The sequence below is a fragment of the Paenibacillus jiangxiensis genome, from assembly GCF_046098255.1.
Taxonomy (GTDB): domain Bacteria; phylum Bacillota; class Bacilli; order Paenibacillales; family Paenibacillaceae; genus Paenibacillus; species Paenibacillus jiagnxiensis.
This window is the reverse complement of the sequence record NZ_JBJURI010000001.1, coordinates 184,061-207,579: the sequence shown is the minus strand read 5'-3', so window position 1 is coordinate 207,579 and position 23,519 is coordinate 184,061. Positions and strand designations below refer to the sequence as shown.

The following is a 23,519-nucleotide window of genomic DNA, read 5'->3' as shown; positions in this document are numbered from 1 at the left end:
TTTTAGCATGAGTAACCGCAGGCCAAGTACATAAGTGCGTGAAGAGAAGGGAGGAGAAGTATGTTCGAATTGGATGTGCGGAGCCGCAAGCCTATTTACGAACAGCTGCAGGATAAGATCCGGGATATGATCGTGTTCGGCGCCCTGCAGGCGGATGAACAGCTGCCATCCGTGCGGACATTATCATCCCAGCTTACGGTGAATCCCAACACAATACAGAAAGCCTACCGGGAGCTGGAGCGCCAGGGTTATATCTATTCCGTTCAGGGAAAGGGCAGCTTTGTGGCACCGCCCGAGCATCACCCCAAGGAAGCAAGCAGGGAGAAGCTGCGGACGGAGCTGCTGCGGTTAATGACGGAAGCGGTATTTCTGGGATGGACGAAGCAGGAAATCGACGATTTGTATCATGATGCTGTGAAGCAGCAGGAAAGGGGGATATCCCGTGATTGAACTGGGAGAGGTAACGAAACGTTTTCAAGGGGAAGCGGCGGTTGACAGGCTTACGCTGCTGGTGCGTAAAGGCTCCATCTTTGGTTTGCTTGGCTCCAACGGGGCAGGCAAAACCACTTTGCTGAAAATGATTGCCGGGATCTACAGGCCAGATGAGGGCGGGGTTGCTGTCGAGGGAGAGGTAGTCTTTGAAAATCCCAAAGTCAAGCAGCGCATTTTCTTTTTACCGGATAGCCCCTACTTTTTTCCGCAATCCTCCATTGAACAGATGGCTCGTTTTTACAGGTCGGTGTATCCGAGGTGGAGCGAGGAGCGCTATGCCATGCTTGGTAAGGTGTTCAATCTGGATACGAAGCGCAAGCTGAGCCGTTTTTCGAAGGGGATGCGCAGACAGGCAGCCTTCTGGCTGGCATTGAGCTGCATGCCGGATCTGCTGGTGCTGGATGAGCCGATCGACGGTCTTGATCCGGTCATGCGCAGGCATATAAAAAATCTGCTGTTCCAGGATACGGCTGAACGCGGGATGACAGTGATTATTTCATCCCATAACCTGCGTGAAATTGAGGACTTATGTGACCATGTTGCCATTATGCACAAGGGACGGCTGGTGCTGGAGAAGGAAGTGGATGATCTGAAGGAGGACACCCATAAAATTCAGATCGCCTTCCGTGAGCAGGCCCATGAACAGGCCCTGGAGGAACAGGTGGATTTTTTACATAAGGAAACGAGGGGCAGCGTTGTTCTGTATATTGTACGGGGAGAGCGCGAAGGGATCAGCCGTATGGTGGAAGCCTTTGCCCCTTATGTGTTTGACGTGCTTCCGCTCACCTTGGAAGAAATCTTTATTTATGAAATGGGGGACGCCGGATATGACATCAAGCCGATTCTTCTTTAACGGCGGTGTGATCCGTCAAAATTTACGGCAGCACGGATGGATCGGCATCCTGTATCTGGCCGGGCTGATGTTCACACTTCCGCTGAAGCTGATATTGGGAACGCCGTACATGGAGGCAATCCGTTTAAGGGACCTGTTTGAGTATCATGGCGATGAACAGATGATATTTGTCCTAAGCCTTCCGGTCATTGCCGGCGTCTTCATTACAAGATACATACAGAGCAGGCCCGCGGCCGATTTGTACCACAGTCTTCCGCTGCGCAGGGAGCATCTGTTGACCGCTCATATAACAAGCGGCCTGCTGCTGCTGATCGTTCCGGTCTGGCTTACGGCGGCTATCACTGCTTTGCTGTCCGGCAGGCATGACCTGGACTATGTGTTCACACTGTCCGATGTTTTGTCCTGGGCAGTTACGGTTACAGTCATCACATTATTCCTGTACAGCTTTAGCCTGCTTGTCGGCATGTGTACGGGGCAGTCCATCTTTCAGGCGGTGGCGGTTTACGCACTCCTTTTCCTGCCCATGGTGCTGAGAGGGCTCCTTGCTGCTCATTTTGAGCGTTATCTGTACGGATATCCGGAACCGGGGCGCATAGGCCATACTTTTGAAGTCTTTTCACCGCTGTACCGTATGATCGCTATTTCGGAACTGACCTTTAGCGGCCTGGAATTGTTCGTTTATACGGCACTTGCTGTGCTGTTCCTTGTGCTGTCTTATCCGCTGTACAAGAAACGTCATATTGAATCCGCAGGCCAGGCCGTGGCTTATGTCTTTTTTCAGCCATTGTTCAAAGCGGTCGTTATTCTCTGTCTGATACTGTTGGGGGGCATCTATTTTCACAGTCAGTCCGACGGGAAAACAGGCTGGACGATGGCAGGCTATGTGCTCGGAGCGGTGGTGGGTTTTATGATCAGCGAAATGATCATCCGGAAAGGCTGGCAGATATGGTCAAAAAAGGCGGCATTTGAGCTGGTCGCCTATGGGGCGGGAATCGGTCTGCTGCTGTATGGATCGGTATCCGACGTCACGGGTTACGAAACCCGGATTCCGGCGGCATATTCTGTGGAAGCCGTCTACATGGGAGACTATTTTGACTGGTCCAATACGGAGAAGGAGAACTCCTACTCCCGCAATCCGGATTATATCTCCGCGGTGCTCAGCCTCCAGCGTGAGGTTGTGAATGTGCGGCCACCCGAAATCTCGGACGCGGACCGTCCCCAAACCTATCGGAATGTATCCATCGCTTACCGGTTGAAAGAAGGGGGCACGATATACCGTGGGTATCAGATTCCTGATGAACAGTTCAGAGATGAGCTGAAGAACGTGATGGAATTTGACGATTACAAAAGAAGCAGCTACTGGCTGTATAAATTGAACGGTACGGCCTCGTACGCCGAGATTTCCAGCGGAATCTCTGCGAGTCGGAGAGTTACAATTCACGATCCGGCAGAAATGAGGGAGCTTGAGCAGGCTTTGCTGCAGGATATGGATCGGCTGAGCTATGAGGAAATGACCGCAAATCGTATACCGGAGGCGGAAATCAGGATATATTGGAAGGTTCCGGGCTCCCTCCATAATGAGTATCGATTCAAGTCCTACCCAGCCAACCCCACATTTACGCATGTGCAGGCGTGGATGAATCGAACAGGTTATGCCAAACGCATTAAGGTAGATCCCGGGAATGTCGGCATGGAGATGGTTAATACGAAAGACTACAGTCTGCTTGATGCTTTGAACGGATTTAGCAGTTTGGGGGAGGTATTCACGCATCTGGAGGAAACGAACGGAGGGTATAAAGTTAAGGATGCCAAGCTTAAAAAACAGGTGCTTGAGCATCACAGCAACTTTGACTATAGTAAAGAAGATACGACTTACCTGATCCGGACCACGGTGGGAGTCGATGAGATGTACAGCGTTCTTTACAGCAAAGATATAACGCCTGAGCTGGAGGAACTGCTGAGTGCAGATCTGGAAACTAGATAGAGAAAAATAGGTTCTGGTATAATATGGACATCCCCTGTATTTTTGGGATTCATAACCGAGCATGGACACACTCGACTTTAGCCGTGTGAGGAATTGCGCTCGGCATAAGGGCTACCCTTGGTAGCTCGAAAGCCGAAAGGTCCATGCTTCCTCCTTTCGTCATGAGAATTTAACATATTGTGCTATATTGAATACAGTGAAAAGAGGTGAATCCGATACCCACCATTACAGCAAAAATCCAAATCGATGTCCCGCATGAGCATACAGAAATGCTCACCAAGACCATCCATGCCTACCATGAAGCATGTAACTATCTTTCTGCAATGGTCTTTCAAACCAAAGAATTACGTCAGCGTGCACTCCATGACTTGTATTATCGAGAGCTGCGAAGTCGTTTTGGTTTGAAAAGCCAAATGGCGCAATCGGTGATCAGAACCGTTATCGCTCGCTATACCTCTGCCCGATCCAACGGACACGATTGGAGCCTGGTCCAATTCAAACGACCTGAATATGATCTGGTATGGAATCGGGATTATTCTTTGAACCATGATCGGTTTAGCGTAAACACACTGGACGGGCGAGTGAAGCTCCGCTACAAAAGAAAAGGAATGCAGCACTTCTTTGATGGCACTTGGAAGTGGGGTACGGCCAAACTCGTGTATAAACACAGGAAATGGTTCTTGCATATTCCCACGACCAAAGAGTCCTCTGAATTGGATCTTACAAAGGTCAATCACATGTTAGGAATTGACCTGGGAATCAACTTTCTTGCCACTACATACGACAGTCAAAGCCAGACAACGTTTTATCCTGGTCGAACGATGAAACACAAACGGGGCCAGTATAAAGCCTTACGCAAACAACTTCAGATGAGACAAACCCCATCGGCTCGTAAACGACTCAAGCAGATCGGTTCAAGAGAAAACCGTTATGTTACGGATGTTAACCATCAAGTAACGAAGGCACTCATTGAAACGTATCCGAAAGGCACGCTGTTTGTGATCGAAAATTTAAAGCATGTTCGTTCCGCCACTGAAAAAGTACGTGTTCGCGATCGGTATGTGTCGGTATCCTGGGCATTTCACCAGTTCCGTGAAATGTTGGAGTACAAGGCTCAACTGAATGGACAGGGTGTCATCGCAGCAGATCCCAAGTATACGTCCCAGACCTGCCCGAAATGCGGACATGTTGAACGAGCCAATCGAAACAAAAAAACGCATAGCTTTGAATGCCGAGCCTGTCACTATCGCTCGAACGATGACCGAATTGGCGCTATGAATCTGTACCGCAAAGGAATCGAGTACATCGGTACAGGTACAACAGGAGTATAGCTCTTGTTGTAGGGGCGAGGTCAACCGTCCTGATGTTCCAACACGCTAAGGTAGGAGCACGATAAGGTGCGTTCGCACTACCGGTTAGGAATAAGTCTAAAAGGCTTGTGCGAAGCGCAAGCACTGTTCTACGAAGTAGGCAGAGACAAGCTCGTGACTTGAGTCATGAATTGTTGACACAGATACACAGGAGGTCTGAATGCAGTTGAACTACGATGCGGAATTTTTATTTTATCTGGAGCATATGAACAGACAATTCAGCGGATGGGACTTCTCCTATGTTGAAAAAGCAGGCAGAATGCAGGAGGAACCGCTGGATTGGTCCTACGGAAGCCTTGCGCTTTCGTACATGAACAAGGCGGGTGCCGTGCTGGATATGGGGACGGGGGGCGGAGAGCTGCTGTCCATGCTGGGGCCTTTCCCGCAGGATACGTGCGCAACGGAGGCTTATGCACCGAACGTTCCGATTGCCAGAGCGCGTCTTGAGGCGCTGGGCATTCAGGTGGAGCAGGTATTTACAGATGATGAGCTGCCTTTTGAGGATGGACGGTTCGATCTTGTCATCAACAGGCATGAATCTTATTCCGTACGTGAGGTGCGGCGGATTTTGCGGGACTCGGGCATTTTCCTGACACAGCAGGTTGGCGGGACTGACTGCCGGGAAATTAATGAAAGGCTTGGAGTTCCTTTGAACGATGAGTTCCAGCATTGGAATTTGGACTATGCCGTCAAGGAGCTGGAGGAGAACGGCTTTAAGATAATTGAGAAGCGAGAACAAGCGCCGATGCAGCGTTTTTATGATATCGGTGCGCTGGTATATTACTTGAAGGCCATAGAGTGGCAGGCTACAGGATTCAGGATTGAGGAACATATGGAGGCGCTGTATGGCATACATGAAGACATCAAAACCTGCGGCTTCTGGGAAACGACACAGCAGCGCTTTCTGATTGTGGCGGCACCGCAGTAGGTGCTGCTGGCAAGGCTCCGGATATGTTCCGGGGCCTTTTACTGTAACGTTGGTTATCTGGCGGGTAATATGTAAGAGGACGGAGAGCAGGCCTCATCCTCCTGTTTTTTTGCCATAATAAATGTAGAAGCATGAAGAAGAAATTATCCAAGGAGGGGACATAATGAGCGGTCAACAACATAAAAGTGTGAAGCTGCCTGATGGCACAGATGTGCCCGTTATCGGCCAGGGAACCTGGAACATGGGGGAGAACGCCTTGGCACGGGATGCTGAGATCAAGGCGCTGCAGACAGGCATTGATCTCGGCATGACCTTAATCGACACAGCGGAAATGTATGCGAACGGAGATGCTGAGAAAATCGTCGGGGAAGCGATAAAAGGGAAGCGGGATCGCGTATTTATCGTGACCAAGGCTTATCCGCATCATGCGGACGGTAAAGGGCTGGCGGCTGCCTGTGAGTCCAGTCTGAAGCGCCTCGGCACGGACTATGCCGATCTGTATCTGCTGCACTGGCGCGGCAGCATTCCACTTGAAGAAACCGTTCGGGGCATGGAGAAGCTGCGCAGGGAAGGGAAAATCAGGCGCTGGGGCGTTTCCAATCTGGATACGGCCGACATGGAGGAGCTGTGGCGGCTTCCGGGAGGTACGGAATGCGCAGTCAATCAGGTGCTGTACCATGCGGCATCCCGCGGCATCGAGTATGATCTGCTGCCCTGGTGCAGGGAGCGCCATGTTCCTATTATGGCTTACTGCCCCATCGCCCAAGGCGGGAGGCTGCGAAAGGAACTGCTGCATCATCCGGTCATCCGCCAGATTGCCGAACATCATGACGCGAGTCCTGCGCAAATTGCCCTGGCCTGGGTTATTCGCGGCGGGCATGTGATCGCTATCCCCAAGGCTGTTCAAGAGACGCATATCCGGGAGAATGCCGAAGCTGCACGGATTGTGCTGACAGAGGAGGAACTGCGGCAGATCGATGATGTGTTCCCTGCGCCGAAGCGCAAAATGCCGCTTGATATCGTATGAACGGAATTCCTGATCATTTGGAGCATGGCCTGTCGGTCGTTTTTATCGGCTTCAATCCGAGTCTGCGCTCGGGGGAAACGGGACATCATTATGCCAACCCGCGCAACAACTTCTGGCGCATTCTGCATCAGTCGGCCCTGACACCGCGGCTGTATCAGGCTTCAGAGGACGGGGAGCTGCTGCAGTTGGGCTACGGGTTCACGAATATTGTGGCCAGGCCGACAAGAGGCATAGAGGATATTGCCCGCGAAGAGTATGCGGAAGGCAGGCGTATTTTGCGTGAGAAACTGGAGATATACCGCCCGCGGGTGGCGTGTTTTGTAGGCAAGGGAGTATATACGGAGTACAGCCGAAAAAAACAGGCGGATTGGGGCTTTCAGCCTGACCCGCAGCTTCCGTTCACACATGAATTTGTGGCTCCCTCCTCCAGCGGACTTGTCCGCATGCCAATGGGGGAAATTGTAGGAATTTATCGGAAGTTAAATGAGTATTTGACAGATATGAAGTAACATGATTTGATATGAAAAATGTTCAATAACACAATTCCGGAAACCATCCGGGATTGTGTTATTTTTGCGTTATTTTTTATAACAATAAAATTTTAATTCCTTTGCTGTTTTTCATGAATGATTTGCATTTTTGCGAAGGAGGAAGCGAGGGTTTGTGGTCTATTATGTGAAAAAAATTAATAAAATAACAGATTAAACATTAAAAATGAAGTTAAATATAAACCATAACCGATTTTTATGAAGAAAAAATCCGAAAAAAGGAATTGCCCAATTATATGTTTGTGTGTATACTGAGTGTATTATTTATACCTTTTTATGTTAAATAAGGTTACATTAAATCGATTGGGGGAATGTTTGTGAAGGTGAAGGGACAAGGATGGTTGGCATTAACACTCATAGCCGGACTGCTGGCCGGCTGCGGAGGCGGAAGCGGAGGAGGCACGGCAGGCACCACACCGGAAGGCTCGGGAACCACGGCTTCAGGTGGCGGCGGGGGAGGAAAAGTCATCAAAATTGCAACCCAGTCCCCGTTATCCGGAGGAAGCGCCATTCAGGGCGAAGCGATCAAGCTTGGAGCTCAAATGTCATTGGAAGATCATACGGAAGAGTTTAAAGCTCTTGGATATGACCTGGAGCTGGTTCCTTATGACGATCAGGGCGATCCAAAGAAGGGTGTTGCCAACTCCGAGCTTATCGGTGCTGATCAGGCGGTGCTGGGTGTGATCGGACATCTGAATTCCGGGGTTTCCATTCCGTCCTCGGTTGTTTATGAGAAATACAACATTCCTATGATCTCTCCAGCCAGTACAGCTACAGACTTCACAGACCGAAAATTGAAAGTGGCGAACCGCGTCGTTGCCCGCGACGATTTCCAAGGGCCGGCAGCAGCAGAATATGCAGTTAACACCGTGAAAGCGAAAAATATTTTCGTTATTCAAGACAAAACGGCATATGGACAAGGTCTTGCGGAAGCGTTCCGTGATGCTGCAGAAGAGCTCGGAGCCACGATTTCCGGATACGAGGGTATTACAGTTGGCGAGAAGGACTTTAACGGTGTGCTCAACATTGCTGCCAGCAAAAAGCCGGACTTTATCTTTTTTGGCGGTCTATACGCTGAAGGCGGGCTTTTGATCAAGCAGGCCCGTGGCAAAGGAATTACGGCTCCGATTATGGGCGGCGATGCCCTTGACTCCTCAGGTCTGGTGGATATTGCCGGGAAAGATGCCGATGGCTCGCTCTACAGCTCCGTCGCCGGTGATATCACGAAGATGGAAGAGGGCAAGCAATGGGCTGAGCAGTATGAACAGAAGTTCAGCAAGAAGCCTGAGGGTTATTCTGTTTACTCCTATGATTCGATGAGCGTAATGCTGGAAGCGATCAAGAAGGCCATTGAAGAGAACGGCGGTGAGCTGCCAGCCCGGGAAAAAGTGCGGGACGCGGTAAGGGCTACGAAGGATTTTCAAGGTGTTGCGACCAAGGTTTCTTTTGACGAGATCGGCGATAATGCGTATGCCAAAGTATTCATATATAAGTTTGATGGAGCGGCCTACCCGGGAGCGATGGTTTCGGAAATCGAAAATAAGTAATCTGGGATCCACGCAGCCAGGAGGTATGTTCCGGATTGGACATACAGCCTGGCTGTAGTTTTGATACTGGCATCTTGGTGAACACATCGATAACGTTCTTTTTCAGATGGAAGGGGTTAACCAATCATGTTTGCGACGATATTGCAAAGCTTGCCGCAGGTGCTGATTGACGGGCTGGCATTAGGCGCCATCTATGCCGTAGTCGCACTGGGCTACACCATGGTTTACGGAATTCTGGAGCTGATCAATTTTGCGCACGGGGAGATTTTTATGACCGGTGCGTTTGTAGGGACTGCTGTACTGTTTCTGTTTCAGGGCCTTGGCCTGCTGGGCGGTCTGCCAGCATGGCTGTCCTATGTACTGATTATATTCGTAGCCATGATGGTGACCGGAGCGCTCGGGGTCGGGATCGAACGGGTCGCCTACAGGCCGCTGCGCAAGGCGCCAAAGCTGATCTCTCTGATCTCCGCATTCGGGGTTTCCTTTGTGCTGCAGGATCTGATCCGTTTTATCGCAGAACTGAAAACCGGCAACTTCATTGTAAGCACGCCTTCGTTGTTTGAAGGAAGAATCGATCTGCCTCTTTCCTCCGTATCCGGTTTCGCGGATACCTCGATCAAAACAAACACTATTTTTATTCTGATCATTGCAGTGCTGCTGATGGTGGGCCTGGATCTGTTTGTCAATCGCTCGAAATGGGGAGTGGCCATGCGGGCGGTTGCCCAGGACCGTGAGACGGCGTCCCTGATGTCGATCAACGTAAATAAAGTCATTGTGCTTACCTTTTTCATCGGCTCGGCACTCGGAGGCTCCACGGGTGTATTGTTTGCACAGCAATACGGAACCATAGACCCTTATATCGGCTTTATTTTGGGTATGAAAGCCTTCACGGCGGCGGTCTTGGGCGGAATCGGCAACATCCGCGGAGCCATGTTTGGCGGCATCGTCATCGGCGTGCTGGAAATGTTCGCGTCCGCCAATTTGGGGCTGCTTACGGACGGCAACTTTGGGGCTGAGTACAAGGATGTTTTTGCATTCATGATTCTGATCATCGTGCTGATATTCAAACCTGAGGGCTTGTTCGGAAAAGCCGTCAAAGAGAAAGTGTAGGTGAATCCGGTGGAATTCATGAAGAAGACTTTGATCGCAAATAAGCCGGCGCAGGCTGCGCTGCTGCTGCTGTTTGTGGCTGTGACCGCCTCCGGCGTCTATTTTATGGATAAATCGGTTATTTCCTTTTTGCTTCTGCTTGGATCGCTGCTGCTGCTGTATTATACAACCTTCAGCAACGGGATGAAGTGGGTTATTGCCGGTGTGCTGCTCGTGCTGATCATTCCGTTTGCGAGCTCTGGCGGTCCAGCGTATGAGTCGTATATGGAAGTGGCGACCCAGTGCGGCATTTATATTGCCATGGCATTGGGGCTGAATATTGTGGTCGGCTTTGCCGGATTGCTGGATATGGGCTTTGTCGCTTTTTTTGCTGTGGGCGCATACACGTATGGCATATTTGCTACAGGACAGGCCAACAATTTCATTTCTGGCGATCTGTTTCCGCTGTCGGGCACGTCATTTTGGATCTTCATCCTTCTGGGCGGATTCATGGCAGGGATTTTCGGTATTCTGCTGGGACTGCCGGTGCTCAGGGTGAAAGGTGACTATCTGGCGATCGTAACCCTCGGCTTCGGTGAAATCATCCGCATTATATTCAACAACCTGGAGAAGCCGGTGAATATTACAAACGGGGCGCTAGGCCTGTCTTCCATCCAGCCCCCTAATCTGTTTGGCTTCCAGTTTACATTTCCGCACCAATTTTATTTCATCGTAATTGGCATTCTGGCGGTTGTTATTTTTGCGGTCCGCAGATTCGAGCATTCCAGACTTGGTCGCTCCTGGAAGGCTGTACGAGAGAATGAAATCGCCGCCCAGTCCATGGGCATTCCATTGATCCGGACGAAGCTGACGGCCTTTGCGATCGGCGCATCCTTCTCGGGCATGATGGGCGTCGTGTTCGCTGCCAAGCAGACGTTTATTGATCCGACGAGCTTCACACTGATCGAGTCAACAACGATTCTGGTCATGGTTGTACTCGGCGGGATGGGAAGCGTTCCGGGGGTCATTTTGGGGGCCAGTCTTGTAACGATATTGAATCTCCAGGTGCTCACCGAGTTCACCAACTGGCTGAATCAGCTGTCCATGCAGGGAATTGTGCAGGTCCCGAATGCGCTGTCCCCCGCCAAAATGCAGCGGTTTATATTCGGTGCCATTCTAATCCTCGTCGCCATCTTCCGGCCGAATGGACTGATTCGTGCAAAGAATCGGCCTGTGAAGCTGGAGCAGGTAAAGGAGCAGCCTGCTGCTGTCAAGGGTACGGCGCTATCGGAATGACAAGTTTATACGAAGGGAGGAATCTGTATGGCGGTGTTAACAGTGACGAATCTGGTGAAGCGCTTTGGCGGGCTTACAGCCGTGAACGGCGTGAACTTTGAATTTCCGGAAGGGAAAATATCGGCAGTGATCGGACCGAATGGTGCCGGGAAAACGACATTTTTTAATATGATCACCGGGATCTACGTTCCGGATGAAGGGCAAATTGAGCTGAAAGGCCAGTCCATCGTGAATGTGAAGCCTGATCGCATTACCGGCCGGGGCATTGCGCGGACATTCCAGAATATTCGCCTGTTCGGCAGTATGACCGTACTGGAGAATGTCATGGTCGGCATGCACATTCACCTGCGATCAGGTGTGATTGGCACGCTGCTGAATTTGCCGCGGGTGAGGCATGAAGAGCAGCAGGCCAAGATCGAGGCGTACAGGCTGCTGGAATATGTCGGAATGGAGACATTGTACAACGAGGAAGCCGCAAGCCTGTCCTACGGAGCGCAGCGGCGGCTGGAGATTGCGCGCGCGCTAGCGGCCAGGCCGTCGGTGCTGCTGCTGGATGAACCCGCCGCCGGCATGAATCCGCGCGAGACGGCGGAGCTGACGGCGCTGATCCGCCGCATCCAGCAGGAGCTCGGCACCTCGATCATCCTGATCGAGCATGACATGAAGCTGGTTATGGAGCTGTCCGATCATATTCTTGTATTGGATCACGGGGAGAAGATCGCGGAAGGCGGCCCCCAGGAGATCCGCTCGAATCCGAAGGTCATTGAGGCTTATCTCGGCAAGAGTGCTGTGGAAGAGGAGGTGACGTTATGAGCTTGCTGGTTATGGAAAATGTAGAGGCTTATTATGGCGGAATTCAGGCGTTAAAAGGGATTTCCCTCCAGGTAAATGAGGGAGAGATCGTAACGCTCATCGGTTCGAACGGCGCGGGAAAGTCCACTACGTTGAAATCCATCTGCGGCCAGGTCAGAACCAAGGGCAGAGTCCTATTCGGCGGAAAAAATATTGCCTCCGAGCAGCCGCACCTGATCGCCTTGAGCGGGATCGCGCATGTACCCGAAGGACGGCGCATTTTTCCCAAGCTGACGGTCAAGGAAAATTTGGAGATGGGAGCCTTCTCCGTAAAGGACAAGAAGCTGGTTAAGCAGCGGATCGAGCAGGCATTCACATATTTTCCGCGGCTGAAGGAACGTTATCATCAGGCAGGAGGCACGATGAGCGGCGGGGAGCAGCAGATGCTCGCCATTGCCAGAGGGCTGATGATGAACCCGAAAATTTTACTGCTGGATGAGCCGTCCATGGGACTTGCGCCGGTGCTGGTAGATCAAATTTTTGAAATCATTCAGGAGCTGAATGAAGCGGGGATGACGATTTTGCTGGTGGAGCAGAATGCGTACCATGCGCTGCAGATCGCCCACCGTGGTTATGTCATTCAGACCGGTGAAATCATCATGCATGATGATGCCGTCAAGCTGCTGTCCAACAGCCAGGTGAAGGAAGCTTATCTTGCATAATTTGCGATATTTGCGCTGAATTTCGAGAAACGAAATCAGGATGCATAGTGAAGACATGAGAGAAGACCCTGGGAGCAGCACAAACAGGCTGAAAATCTGTCCTGTTTGTGTTGTTGTGCCAGGTTTTTTTGTGTTTTTGTATTTTTGTGAATTAGTAATAAAGAACTATGTTTAATATACTTTTCACGAAAATTTTACAATTAACTATTAATTTTTTAGTTAATAAGACCGATATTATTAGATAGTCTATGTAGAAATTTGGCAGCAAAGCGATTGTTTAATAGGTATGGTCAGATGATATGGAGTTCTAAATACAACAAAGGGGGGCATTAAGCCGTATTTGATAATGCAGCCAAATCTACGACAATAAAATCATAATAGGAGCGTTAAACAGATGTTGTTGATCAGACGTATGTCTTTCTTCACCAAAAATTTGTTGCTGGCCTTTATTAACATTATTTTGATTGGTACGATTTTAATTACATCCTGTTACATAACACAAAAATCTATCCTGACTGAACAGCTGCGGGAGCAAATTACGGCGATTACCCAGGAATGGGCCAAGGAAATCGACCCGGCCCTCGTAGCTCAAGCAATTACCCAGAAGAGTTACCAAGGATCGGCGCAAGCTGAACTGCAAGCCAAATTGGACGAAATCCATAAATACAACCCGAATATTGCGCAAGCGTACCTGTTTGGCACGGAGCTTGCGGATGGAAACAAAACTTCGCTGATTGCCATGCCTACAAATCTCGTTGAAGCTTTCTCGGCGGAGAACATGAACATTGGCGATATGTACCCACAGCCGGAGGCTATGGCTGATGGCATTGCCGAGATGCTTAAAACGAAGCAACCGACATTTACGAGTTTTTATACCGACGACTTCGGAATCTGGACGACGATCCTTTACCCGCTGACGAACCAGCAGGGAGAGCTCATCGGCTTTTTCGGCGCGGACGCGGATGCCAGTGCCGTCCCACAAGGACTTCATAAGCTGCTTGTGAACGGCATAACCATCATGGTTATTTTCATGCTGCTCATTTTCCTGATCCAGTTCTATTTTTCCCGCTTGACTTTGAAACCCATTAACGAATTGGTGCGCGGTATTGAAGCGGTCAGCAGCGGCAATTTGAATGTCGAGTTGAAAACAGGCCTGGACGATCTCGGCATCGTGAACAGCAAGTTTAACAGCATGGTGAACCAAATGAACGACATGATGCTCCAGGTTCAGCATACCTCTCATGCGGTAACGAATTCCGCCAAGAGCCTTCGTGAAATCTCGGAGCAGAACAGCAAAAATTCGAACCTGATTACAGCAAGCGTTCAGGAAATCTCACAGGGTATCGTGGAGCAGGAACAAGCTTCCGTAAGTACGGCAAGAGCCATGTCTGAAATTGCCACCGTCATTCAGAACATCGCTGAAAATTCTTCGAAGGTTGCGCAAGAAGCTTTCGACATGGAAACGAAATCCACTGAAGGCAATACGGCTGTTAAGCAGGTAATGACACAAATGGAGCAAATCCAAACGTTCGTCGGCAAATCGACGAGTGCTATTAAGTCGCTGGACAGCCGTTCCCAGGAGATCGGGAACATCGTTTCCATTATCATGAACATTTCCAGCCAAACCAACCTGCTGGCACTGAACGCTGCCATCGAAGCTGCAAGAGTCGGGGAGCATGGCAAAGGCTTTGCCGTTGTCGCCGGCGAGGTAAGGAAGCTGGCTGAGCAGTCGGATCAATCTGCAAACCAAATTTCGGAGCTTGTCAAAGAAATTCAAGAGTTGATCCGGATAGCCGTTGAGGCGTTGGAGCAAGGTACCCGTGAAGTCGGCGGCGGTCTGCAAATTACTGATACGACGGGCCAGATTTTAAGCGAGATTCTGCAAGCCACGCAAAACGTTACGATGCAGATCCAAGAGGTGTCCAGTTCGACGGAAGAACTGGCAGCAGGAACGCAGGAGCTTACGGCAACCTCCGAAAGCTTGTCGGCTTCGGTTGGCGTAACGGCTGTAAATAGCGCCAAAATTTCCGACTCTGTCAAGGAGCAAAAAGAGGATATTGAGGCTATCGTTGATTCCTCGACCGAACTTACGGCTCTGTCGGAAAAGCTTCAGGAGCTTATTAACCAATTTCAAGTACGCGGTTAAGTCTGCCCATTTTATATCCTAGCATCGAATCCGATGCGGAGACATTTTACTGCTCAGGAGGAATTAAGAGAAATGACGGAGATTAATCATCACACCACTGCTTTGGTAACCGAAAGTCCACTGCTATACATCCCGCTCGATTCGTCACGTCACGGCCGAACGTATTCCTACTTAACAGCAGATGTTCTCATGGAGGAAAGCCTGAGCGCCAAGCTCGGGCAATTGGAACACGGTGAAGAGCAAGCCGCTATATTGGCAACTGCTTATTTTGCGCTGCTTTACCGTTTATCAGGTGAAACCGACATTGTAGCGGAATGGATCGCTGATGAAGGAAGATCCGTTCCACTGCGGATGAGCTTCGAACAAAAACAGACCTTCGTCAGCCTTAAAAACAGTATAATCGCCCAAATGGCCGCAGGTGCGGCAGCTGCCCCGGAGCTTCAGTTTGACACCCGGTTTTCCATTGGGCATGCGATCGGGACAGAGCAGGAGCTGCTAAACTGGCAGCTGCTTGATGGTAGTGGCAGCTGGACCATACGTGTGACTTACGACAGCTCCGTCCTTAAGGAAGGTACGGTCCACAGGTATGTTCAATATTTCTATGCTTTGCTCGAAGCGGCGCTTACGGATGCAGAGCGCTTGATTGATGCCATCAATATTTTGACCGGGCAGGATAAGGCCATCTACGAGCAAATGAACGATACGACATGGCCCTACGACAAATTGATGACCATTCATGGCATGTTCGAACAGGCAGCCGCTTTATATCCCGAACGGACTGCGGTGTCGTCGATTCATGGACAGCTTACTTACCGGGAACTCAACGAAAAAGCGAACCGTATGGCCCGGCTGCTGCTGGAGGGGGGATTAAGCAAAGGTGAATTCGTGACGATTTTTATGGAGCGGAGCCTTGAACTTATCGTCAGCCTGCTTGGTATCCTTAAGGCGGGAGGCGTATATGTTCCGGTTGATCCCGAACATCCGGAAGACCGCAACCGCTATATTTTGTCGGATACGGGATCTTCCTTTATCCTGACCAAAAACGAATATAAAGAGCAGGCATCGCTGCTGTGCGCGGAAGTGGAGACGGTCAAGGAGATCATTCCCATGGATTCCGGCATGACGGATGCTTACGAAGGAGCCGGAAATGTCGATATCGAGGTGAGACCCGACGATCTTGCTTATATCATTTACACGTCCGGCTCAACGGGAAGGCCGAAGGGTGCGCTGATCGCACATGAAGGGGTAGTCAACTTGGGCGAAACGGTCCGAACGGATTGCCGGATTGGACCCGAGGATGTGCTCACACAGTTCGCTACCTATAGCTTTGACGCCTCGGTATGGGATACGGTCGGTGCGTTATTTTACGGTGCGCATTTGTATCTGCTGTCACCGGAGGAACGAGTATCGGTCGAGGAGTTTGCCGCTGCCATCGAAAGAACGGGAACAACCATCATTACGATTCTTCCGACCGTGTTCTTCAACCAGCTGTCTGCCTATTTATCGGATGAAGGCTACCGCAAGCTGTCCGGCGTAAAGCTGATTACAGTGGCGGGCGAAGCGCTTTACGGTGAGCAGGTTCGTGCTTTCCAGCGCAAATTCAGAGATGCGATCGAAATTGTCAATGTCTATGGGCCAACGGAATGCACCGTATGCACGACCACACACACGATCAGAGGCCTTATTCCGGATGACTTGACGAATATTCCAATCGGCAGGCCCATTCATAATTACAAGGTTTATATTGTTAACGAAGAAAATCAGCTTTGCCCGGTTAATGTGCCTGGAGAAGTATATATTTCGACCGTGGGTTTGGCCAAAGGTTACCTGAACCAGCCGGAAAAAACGGCGGAAGCCTTTATCGCCAATCCGTTTGGCGAAGGACAAATCTATAAATCCGGCGATATTGCGAAGCTGCTTCCGAACGGAACCATCGAATACGTCGGCCGCCGCGACTCCCAAATTAAAATCCGGGGCCACCGTATTGAAATCGGGGAAATCGAGGACAGCTTCGCCAAAATTCCTAACGTTCAAAATGTTGCGGTTATTCACAAGAAGGATACGGAAGACCAAAACATGCTGGTCGGCTACTTTACAACGAAAGACGGAAGCCTGCTGCCAGCCCCTGACGTTAAACGCTTGCTGGGAACCAAGCTGCCTTCCTATTTCATTCCGAAATGGATTGTCCAGCTTGAAACCATGCCGACTTCGCCAACAGGGAAGATCGACCGGAAAAGCCTGAAAAACTACGATCATCGTGTGGTGACCCAGTCGGATGCCGGATTCAAGCCGCCGGCTACGGATATCGAGCGGCGTGTTGCAGAGTCATGGCAGGAAGTGTTGAAGGTGGAACAAGTGGGCAGGTATGACGACTTTTTCTCAATTGGCGGCGACTCTTTGGCGATCATCCATGTCCTGGTCCTGTTAAAGCCACATTATCCGGATCTGAAAATAAACGATTTCTTCCAGCATCGGACAGTTGAAGCGCTATCTTCACATATTGGGCAGCTGATGGAAAAACCGCAGACCGCTGAGCGTGCTGTTGTGTTGACCGGACCTGCTATTTCTCTGGAGGAGCACCCGCCTATTACGCAACAAGAGGGAAAGGCCGAAATCGGCTTTCAAGATCCTAATGCCGTGTTGTTGACGGGAGCCACCGGATATCTTGGCGCTTATTTGCTGCATGAGCTGCTTGTCCAAAGCAAAGCTATCGTGTACTGCCTGGTCCGTCCGGGCATTATCCCGGGCTTGACACGGATTCAGAGCCATATGGAGTATTTCTTTGGCCCGTCCGTTCATGAGCTTATTAAGGACCGCGTGATTGCAGTAGATGGAGATTTGGAGCACGAGAACCTGGGTATAACACACGAAATGAGGTTTAAGCTGGCGGGTGTACTGGATATGATTGTGCATAGCGCGGCGGACGTAAGGCATTTCGGAGATGAAGGCCAATTTGCGAAAACGAATATAGCCGGTACACTTTCCTTAATCGAGTTTGCACGAGGTTGTGTAAATCCTGTCCGGTTCCATCATATTTCGACAATGGGCATACCGGAAGATCTGGCATTAAGCGGTCAATGGGAGAAAGTTGTAAGCGAACAGACGCTGGCTCCAGGTCTTAAGGTAGAGAACCTTTACACGAACAGCAAGCTTGAGGCGGAGAAAGCGTTGATGGCTGCGGCGCAGCAGGGGCTGCATGTCAGCATATATCGTGCAGGTAATTTGTCCAGCCATTCGGAAAGCGGGCTTTTTCAGAAAAATATCGACAGCAATTCATTCTATCGCATGTTAAAGGCGATGCTTCTGCTCGGCAAAGCTCCAAAGGTACAATGGGAGGTTGATTTCACCCCGATCGATTACGCAGGAAAATCGATCGTTGCCCTTGCGCTGCGGCCTGGCTCTTTGGGAAAAGTATTTCACATTTGTAATCCGCAAACGATTTCCTATAACTCGTGGATTCATCTCATTCGTGAATATGGATATGAGATTGAATTGATGGAGCAGGAGGCGTACAGGGCATGGCTATTTGATCCTGCCGCTCCGAAAAATACGGAAGGTGTCAAGCTGGCGATTGCCCAGCTTGAAGGAGACGGGGCGAAGGATTCCCGCTACCGCTACGGATGCAAGTTGACCTACGAGGCTCTGCAGGGAACTGGCATTACATGTGCTCCTCCCGACAGCCTCTTCATGAAAAGAATGATAGAACATGCCATCAAAGTAGGTTATTTGCCGAGAACGACTGCACTGGCAAAGATTTAATGACTCTCCCCCTTATCCGTATTTGTCGGATAAGGGGGATTTTTCATGGAAAATGGAATTGACTGCATGCGTCTATTGAAAATATAATTATATTATCCAAATTATGGTGTTTTCCATGAAGGATGATCATTTTCGTAGCTGGGGGTGGATGACATGAAACACACAACTACGATACGCGATTTGTTAAGGGAGCATTTGGAGCATAACCGGCTCACGCTGGAGCGGTTCTCACGGATTACGGGAATCAATCGGGGGACGCTAAGCTCCATTCTGAATGTGCGCAGCCCCAAACCGTTGTCAATTGGACAGTTGGACCGGATTACAGGGGGGATGGGCTACGACGAAGGAACCTTGTATGAATTATTTGTTGACGAATGTTTTCACCAGGCTGCCCCTCATTGGCGCCGGCTGCGTCCCTTCCTGATGCGCTGCGCTTCCCTGGGGAAGACGGAATGCATCCGTATGGTGGTTGGACAGCTTCTGGATGATCTTGTCCACGTCCCCGCTATCTATGACACTGCAGGATTGATGTATGATGAAGGCTATCTGGCGGGAGCGTCCATACTGTACGAATGTGTTACCGAGAGCGAGAAATACAGCCATTCGGAAAGGCTTGCCATGAGCGAGTACCGGATCTTCCTGATCGCCTGCAGGCTTCAGGCCAGGCCGACGGATGCTGCGATTCGCTTTATCCCTTATCGTTTCAGGCTGCCTGAAGACTGTGTTATGGATGGATTGTGGAATCTGGCCGAGCAATTTGCGGCGGCAGGCAGGTGGGATGATGCTTACCGGTATGCGGTTGAACTGGAGGAACTGGCTCTGGCCATGCCCCCTACCCGTGATGGAAGCATGGAAGGGAGAATACGTTCCGAAACCACCGGGGAAGAAAGGATTCCGGCAGTCTATTACGCCCGGAGCCAGCTGCTTAAAGGTTCTGTACTTGTGGAGCTGGGGGACCTTGAGGGAGCGCGCAGATGTATGGCCGTCTGCAGAGATATGGGCGGGGTCAAGGATTCCGGTGGTGGAGCAAGTTCTGCCGTCCGCATGCTCAAAACGATCGCCGCAGGGAAGCTGCTTGAGCTTGACCTGCTGGAAGGCTGCAGGGAAGCTTTTGTGTTCTATGTCGAATTCCTGCTGCGCCACCCGCAGGAAGCGGAAGAAGGGGTTTCCAATATACTGCGGGCAGCAGTAGAGCATCATTATAATGTGGATGAAGAGCTTTCCGAATTTACGCAGCTTATTCATGGAGAATGGATGACAGAGAGCGGTGGAGCTTTACCGGAAAAAGGCAGGATGCGAAGCCGTGCCAGACTGTACTATTATTATGCGGCTTATCTGATTACAGGGAAGAAATGCAAGGAAGGGTTTGAATTTCTTTTGCACAGCGTGCGGTTTGCGCGCAAAAGCGGCATGCAGGATATCATGCTGCGGTGCATGTTTCTTTATGAAGAGCATCGGGACAAGGCGGGCACCATGCAGACACAGTTTAAAAGTACATACGCCTTATACAGAAAAGAAACGGAGAATATTTGCGGCATTGGGTGCAAGGAGAAGCTTACGGTCCTGCAGAACGGGTGATTCCGGCAGGAGCTTCGAATTCCGAAAATCATCATGCTACTCTGGGTAGAGGAAAAAAAGGTCGAGAACAGAGAGGATTTTCTCCTGTTCTCGACTACTTTTTTACCAACCCGGAATAGTAGAGGTTCCCATGGAGTGGCGAGTTGCTTCTGATGTTTTTTAGTATGGGTATGCACGCAGCAGCGGAGAGAACAAAGCAATTCCGGAAAAGCGCAGCGTTCGCCTTTGGCCCGAAGGGTCAACAGCGATTGTAGGAATGCTTCGTTCTCGGAGCGCCTCACAACATGCGAAGGATTGCCCCGGGTTCAATTCGGCTGCTTGAACGTCGCTTCCTGCATGGCCTGAAGAACGGGCACATAGTCATAACCGAGATCATGCGCCACCGCTTCGTACGTTATTTTCCCGTTCATTACATTGGTGCCGCTCCGGATCGCCTCGCTGCTGCGGATCGCTTCCAGAACGCCCTTGTCCGCAATTTGTGCGGCAAAAGGCATGGTGGCGTTTGTTAACGCGATGGTGGAGGTTTGGGGAACGGCCCCCGGCATGTTGGCTACAGCGTAGTGCACAACTCCGTGTTTTACATACGTTGGCTGATCATGGGTTGTAATCCGGTCGATCGTCTCGACGATGCCGCCTTGGTCGATGGCCACGTCGACAATGACGGAGCCGGGCTTCATGGCTTTGACCATTTCTTCTGTAACGAGCTTCGGAGCCTTGGCGCCAGGGATCAGAACGGCTCCGATCAGCAGGTCGGCTGCTGCTGCGGCTTGAGCGATGTTGGAAGGGGTGGATACAAGCGTGTTGATCTGGTTGCCGAAAATATCATCCAACTGCCGCAGTCTGTGCAGGCTCAGGTCAATGACGGTCACATCCGCTCCGAGCCCGACGGCCAGCTTGGCGGCATTGGTTCCGACGACACCGCCACCGATAATGACGACTTTACCTCGCTTGACACCTGGCACGCCGGAGAGCAGGATGCCCTTTCCGCCTTTCGGCCGTTCGAGCAGCTGGGCTCCAATCTGCACGGACATCCGTCCGGCTACCTCGCTCATCGGCGTCAGCAGCGGCAGGGTTCCGCCAACGGTAATCGTCTCATAAGCGATCGCTGTAACCCCGCTCGCGGTCAGGGCCTTCGCAAGCGGCGGCTCGGCAGCAAGATGAAGGTAGGTGAACAGAATGAGGCCGGGACGGAAGTGCCCGTATTCGCCTTCCAGCGGTTCTTTTACCTTCATAATCATCTCGGACCGCGCCCATACGTCAGCCGCCTTTTCAATCAGGGAAGCCCCTGCCTTCTCATAATCCGCATCCTGAAATCCGCTTTCCGCACCGGCCTGCTGCTCGATCAATACGGTGTGACCCCGGCGAACCAGCTCTGAAGCTCCTGCAGGGGTCAGAGCAACCCGATTTTCATTATTCTTGATTTCCTTGGGAACCCCGATGATCATGGCCATGCACCTCGAATGTTAGATTTAATTCCAGTTTACAAAGGGTCTCAATGGATGGCATCATACAAAGTGTCAATGTTTTTCAGATTTAGGCTGGACTTATTGTTGATGCTTCAAATATAGTTTGGTAATAAACGGATAACTATGTTATCTATCGTGACATTAAGGGGGAGACGAATGAAGGGTGAAGCTCTGTTTACCATTGCGGATGTGCTAAAGCGTCCGGTATTTCACCGGGCCAGGCTGGCTGCTGGAGAGCGGGGGATAAACCGCCCGGTCGGCTGGGTGCATGTGCTGGAAATTACACATGTCTCCCCATTTGTGAGCAGGAATGATCTTATTTTAACGACCGGACTGTGGCTGAAGCGTTACGAGGAAGAACGGATTGAGTATATGAAGCAATTGTTCAGCCAGGGAGCCGCAGGCTTATGTGTGGAGTTCGGCACGACGATTGATGCGGTTCCTGACGAAATTTTGGAGTGGGCTGAGGAGCATGATTTTCCGGTGATCGTATTTGAGCAGCCGGTTCGTTTTGTCGAAATTACACAGGACATCCATTCGCTGCTCATTAACCGTCATCATCTGCTGCTGCAGAGTCTGGAAAGCTTCTCCCGCAAGCTTCAGCAGGAGACGCTGCGCAGCTCGGACATGTCCGCCATATTACGGCTGCTGCATGATTATGTATCAAGGCCGGTAGTGTACATTTCTTCGATCGATGCTAACCGGTTTGTGCCTTCTGTTGACACGGAGCTTGCGGAGAGGCTGGGGGACATATACGAACGCGAAGTAGAGGGGCGGATGAATGCGGACCGGGAGGATCATCTTCTTTTTCAACTAAATGGCCATGCTTCTATCTTATTTCAGCCGGTCGTGTGCTTCGGACAGGTGTTCTCCGCCGTCGGTATTGTACTGCATGGAGAGCAGCCGGGAGAAGCCGCGCCCTTGCTGCTGGACTACACGGCTAAAGCGGCCGCGACGCTTGTTCTGCGCACCCAATTTTTGGAGGAACGTCTGCTGCGTAATCAGAATGAGCTCATTCAGGAGCTCATGAACGGGCTAATCAGAAGCGAGGAACAGGCTCAGACCCGGATGGGACTGCGCCTGCTTACCAAAGGTGAATATCTTTTCATGGCAGGTATTATTGAAGTGGAGTCACTCGATAAGGAGTCCGGGCAGGTGCGCCGCGAAGCAATTCACCAGGATATCCTCGTTCTGCTGCGCTCCTTGCTCAAAAAAAATCATCTGCACAGCCTGCTTATGATGAAAGGCAATCAGTGTTATCTGCTGTGTGCCAAAGAATCGATTACCCCGCGTACCTTGTCGAATCTGAGGACCGTCCTGTCCAATATTGTGCAGCACTTGAACCGGTATGCGGAGGAGGAACTGGGCGGAGTGCTCATTCATGCAGGCTTTGGAAAGAGCAGGACTAGAATGCTGGAGACAGACCGGAGTTTCCATGAGGCCTATCAGGTCATTGAAACCGCGCGTTGTGTCGCTCGTATGAAAGATAGACTGTTTTATAACGACCTGGGCATCTACCAGTTGCTGAAGGCCGTGCCTGGCACTCCTTTTCTTGCCGCCTTTGTTGAAGACCACCTTGGCGCTCTCATAACATATGATCAGGAGCACCAAATGCAGCTGCTGAACACGTTGGATATGTATTTTCAATGCCATGGCTCCAAGAAGGATACGGCCGACAAGTTGTACATCCATCGGCAGACGCTGTACAACCGGCTCGCTAAAATTACCGAAATCATCGGGACAGATCTTCTTGAACCTGATAAAAGGCGCTGTCTGGAGATGGCCTTGCTTGCCCACCGCATGCTGCAGTCGGAAGGATGCTGAGTCCTGCATACCGGGTCTTAAGAACTTGCCGCAGGAATATAACGAAAAGGGGCTGATTTACAAATCAGGGCAAGCTTGCGATAATGGAAAAGGGAACC

17 protein-coding genes are annotated in these 23,519 nt (G+C 50.7%); 16 read left to right on the top strand and 1 reads right to left on the bottom strand.

The features are described 5' to 3' along the window. Positions 1-60 precede the first annotated feature (60 nt). The 15 genes from ACI1P2_RS00965 (at position 61) to ACI1P2_RS00895 (ending at position 20,131) form a co-directional block, all read left to right on the top strand. The gene (locus ACI1P2_RS00965) at positions 61-450 is read left to right on the top strand and encodes a GntR family transcriptional regulator (protein WP_355315994.1); all 390 of its coding nucleotides are present in this window, start codon (positions 61-63) and stop codon (positions 448-450) included. Continuing rightward, on the top strand, positions 443-1,345 hold the full coding sequence (locus ACI1P2_RS00960) for an ABC transporter ATP-binding protein (RefSeq protein WP_355315992.1): 903 nt from the start codon (positions 443-445) through the stop codon (positions 1,343-1,345). The genes ACI1P2_RS00965 and ACI1P2_RS00960 overlap by 8 nt, the downstream gene beginning before the upstream one ends. Next, positions 1,320-3,329 (top strand): ABC-2 transporter permease, encoded by a 2,010-nt coding sequence (locus ACI1P2_RS00955; RefSeq protein WP_355315990.1) that lies wholly within the window; start codon positions 1,320-1,322, stop codon positions 3,327-3,329. The genes ACI1P2_RS00960 and ACI1P2_RS00955 overlap by 26 nt, the downstream gene beginning before the upstream one ends. 215 nt (positions 3,330-3,544) lie before the next feature. Then, positions 3,545-4,660 carry an RNA-guided endonuclease InsQ/TnpB family protein gene (locus ACI1P2_RS00950; RefSeq protein WP_355316293.1) on the top strand — a complete coding sequence of 372 codons (1,116 nt, stop codon included), beginning with the start codon at positions 3,545-3,547 and terminating at the stop codon, positions 4,658-4,660. A 199-nt stretch (positions 4,661-4,859) separates the two neighbouring features. Continuing rightward, entirely contained in the window at positions 4,860-5,627 is a 768-nt protein-coding gene (locus tag ACI1P2_RS00945) for a class I SAM-dependent methyltransferase (RefSeq protein WP_355315989.1), read from the top strand. A 163-nt stretch (positions 5,628-5,790) separates the two neighbouring features. Continuing rightward, a complete protein-coding gene (locus ACI1P2_RS00940; protein ID WP_355315987.1) occupies positions 5,791-6,654 on the top strand; it encodes an aldo/keto reductase in 864 nt (287 codons plus the stop codon). Next, positions 6,651-7,163 (top strand): mismatch-specific DNA-glycosylase, encoded by a 513-nt coding sequence (locus ACI1P2_RS00935; RefSeq protein ID WP_355315985.1) that lies wholly within the window; start codon positions 6,651-6,653, stop codon positions 7,161-7,163. The genes ACI1P2_RS00940 and ACI1P2_RS00935 overlap by 4 nt, the downstream gene beginning before the upstream one ends. Before the next feature lie 356 nt (positions 7,164-7,519). Then, positions 7,520-8,749 carry a branched-chain amino acid ABC transporter substrate-binding protein gene (locus ACI1P2_RS00930; protein WP_408976096.1) on the top strand — a complete coding sequence of 410 codons (1,230 nt, stop codon included), beginning with the start codon at positions 7,520-7,522 and terminating at the stop codon, positions 8,747-8,749. Positions 8,750-8,875: 126 nt separating this feature from the next. After that, the gene (locus ACI1P2_RS00925) at positions 8,876-9,859 is read left to right on the top strand and encodes a branched-chain amino acid ABC transporter permease (protein ID WP_355315981.1); all 984 of its coding nucleotides are present in this window, start codon (positions 8,876-8,878) and stop codon (positions 9,857-9,859) included. Positions 9,860-9,877: 18 nt separating this feature from the next. Next, positions 9,878-11,134 carry a branched-chain amino acid ABC transporter permease gene (locus tag ACI1P2_RS00920; RefSeq protein ID WP_355315980.1) on the top strand — a complete coding sequence of 419 codons (1,257 nt, stop codon included), beginning with the start codon at positions 9,878-9,880 and terminating at the stop codon, positions 11,132-11,134. A 27-nt stretch (positions 11,135-11,161) separates the two neighbouring features. Then, the gene (locus ACI1P2_RS00915; RefSeq protein ID WP_355315978.1) at positions 11,162-11,947 is read left to right on the top strand and encodes an ABC transporter ATP-binding protein; all 786 of its coding nucleotides are present in this window, start codon (positions 11,162-11,164) and stop codon (positions 11,945-11,947) included. Beyond that, a complete protein-coding gene (locus ACI1P2_RS00910; protein WP_355315976.1) occupies positions 11,944-12,648 on the top strand; it encodes an ABC transporter ATP-binding protein in 705 nt (234 codons plus the stop codon). The genes ACI1P2_RS00915 and ACI1P2_RS00910 overlap by 4 nt, the downstream gene beginning before the upstream one ends. Before the next feature lie 394 nt (positions 12,649-13,042). Next, positions 13,043-14,794, top strand: a complete 1,752-nt coding sequence (locus ACI1P2_RS00905; protein WP_355315975.1) for a methyl-accepting chemotaxis protein — start codon at positions 13,043-13,045, stop codon at positions 14,792-14,794. 72 nt (positions 14,795-14,866) lie between these two features. Continuing rightward, positions 14,867-18,553: a non-ribosomal peptide synthetase family protein gene (locus ACI1P2_RS00900; RefSeq protein WP_355315973.1), complete on the top strand. Its 3,687-nt coding sequence runs from the start codon at positions 14,867-14,869 to the stop codon at positions 18,551-18,553. 153 nt (positions 18,554-18,706) lie between these two features. After that, complete coding sequence (locus ACI1P2_RS00895; RefSeq protein ID WP_355315971.1) at positions 18,707-20,131, top strand: helix-turn-helix domain-containing protein; 1,425 nt, start codon at positions 18,707-18,709, stop codon at positions 20,129-20,131. A 305-nt stretch (positions 20,132-20,436) separates the two neighbouring features. Here ACI1P2_RS00895 and ald read toward each other — a convergent pair whose 3' ends face one another. Next, on the bottom strand, positions 20,437-21,576 hold the full coding sequence (gene ald / locus ACI1P2_RS00890) for an alanine dehydrogenase (RefSeq protein WP_355316291.1): 1,140 nt from the start codon (positions 21,574-21,576) through the stop codon (positions 20,437-20,439). 177 nt (positions 21,577-21,753) lie between these two features. On the opposite strand from ald, the gene ACI1P2_RS00885 reads away from it, so the two are divergent. Continuing rightward, a complete protein-coding gene (locus tag ACI1P2_RS00885) occupies positions 21,754-23,421 on the top strand; it encodes a PucR family transcriptional regulator (protein WP_355315969.1) in 1,668 nt (555 codons plus the stop codon). Positions 23,422-23,519: the final 98 nt, after the last annotated feature.

What these genes read in the sequence shown, in the direction of transcription:
- ACI1P2_RS00965 (WP_355315994.1), top strand. Translation starts at nt 61, where the DNA reads ATGTTCGAATTGGATGTGCGGAGCCGCAAGCCTATTTACGAACAGCTG.
- ACI1P2_RS00955 (WP_355315990.1), top strand. Translation starts at nt 1,320, where the DNA reads ATGACATCAAGCCGATTCTTCTTTAACGGCGGTGTGATCCGTCAAAAT.
- ACI1P2_RS00945 (WP_355315989.1), top strand. Translation starts at nt 4,860, where the DNA reads ATGCAGTTGAACTACGATGCGGAATTTTTATTTTATCTGGAGCATATG.
- ACI1P2_RS00940 (WP_355315987.1), top strand. Translation starts at nt 5,791, where the DNA reads ATGAGCGGTCAACAACATAAAAGTGTGAAGCTGCCTGATGGCACAGAT.
- ACI1P2_RS00935 (WP_355315985.1), top strand. Translation starts at nt 6,651, where the DNA reads ATGAACGGAATTCCTGATCATTTGGAGCATGGCCTGTCGGTCGTTTTT.
- ACI1P2_RS00925 (WP_355315981.1), top strand. Translation starts at nt 8,876, where the DNA reads ATGTTTGCGACGATATTGCAAAGCTTGCCGCAGGTGCTGATTGACGGG.
- ACI1P2_RS00920 (WP_355315980.1), top strand. Translation starts at nt 9,878, where the DNA reads ATGAAGAAGACTTTGATCGCAAATAAGCCGGCGCAGGCTGCGCTGCTG.
- ACI1P2_RS00915 (WP_355315978.1), top strand. Translation starts at nt 11,162, where the DNA reads ATGGCGGTGTTAACAGTGACGAATCTGGTGAAGCGCTTTGGCGGGCTT.
- ACI1P2_RS00910 (WP_355315976.1), top strand. Translation starts at nt 11,944, where the DNA reads ATGAGCTTGCTGGTTATGGAAAATGTAGAGGCTTATTATGGCGGAATT.
- ACI1P2_RS00905 (WP_355315975.1), top strand. Translation starts at nt 13,043, where the DNA reads ATGTTGTTGATCAGACGTATGTCTTTCTTCACCAAAAATTTGTTGCTG.
- ACI1P2_RS00900 (WP_355315973.1), top strand. Translation starts at nt 14,867, where the DNA reads ATGACGGAGATTAATCATCACACCACTGCTTTGGTAACCGAAAGTCCA.
- ACI1P2_RS00895 (WP_355315971.1), top strand. Translation starts at nt 18,707, where the DNA reads ATGAAACACACAACTACGATACGCGATTTGTTAAGGGAGCATTTGGAG.
- ald (WP_355316291.1), bottom strand. Translation starts at nt 21,576, where the DNA reads ATGATCATCGGGGTTCCCAAGGAAATCAAGAATAATGAAAATCGGGTT.
- ACI1P2_RS00885 (WP_355315969.1), top strand. Translation starts at nt 21,754, where the DNA reads ATGAAGGGTGAAGCTCTGTTTACCATTGCGGATGTGCTAAAGCGTCCG.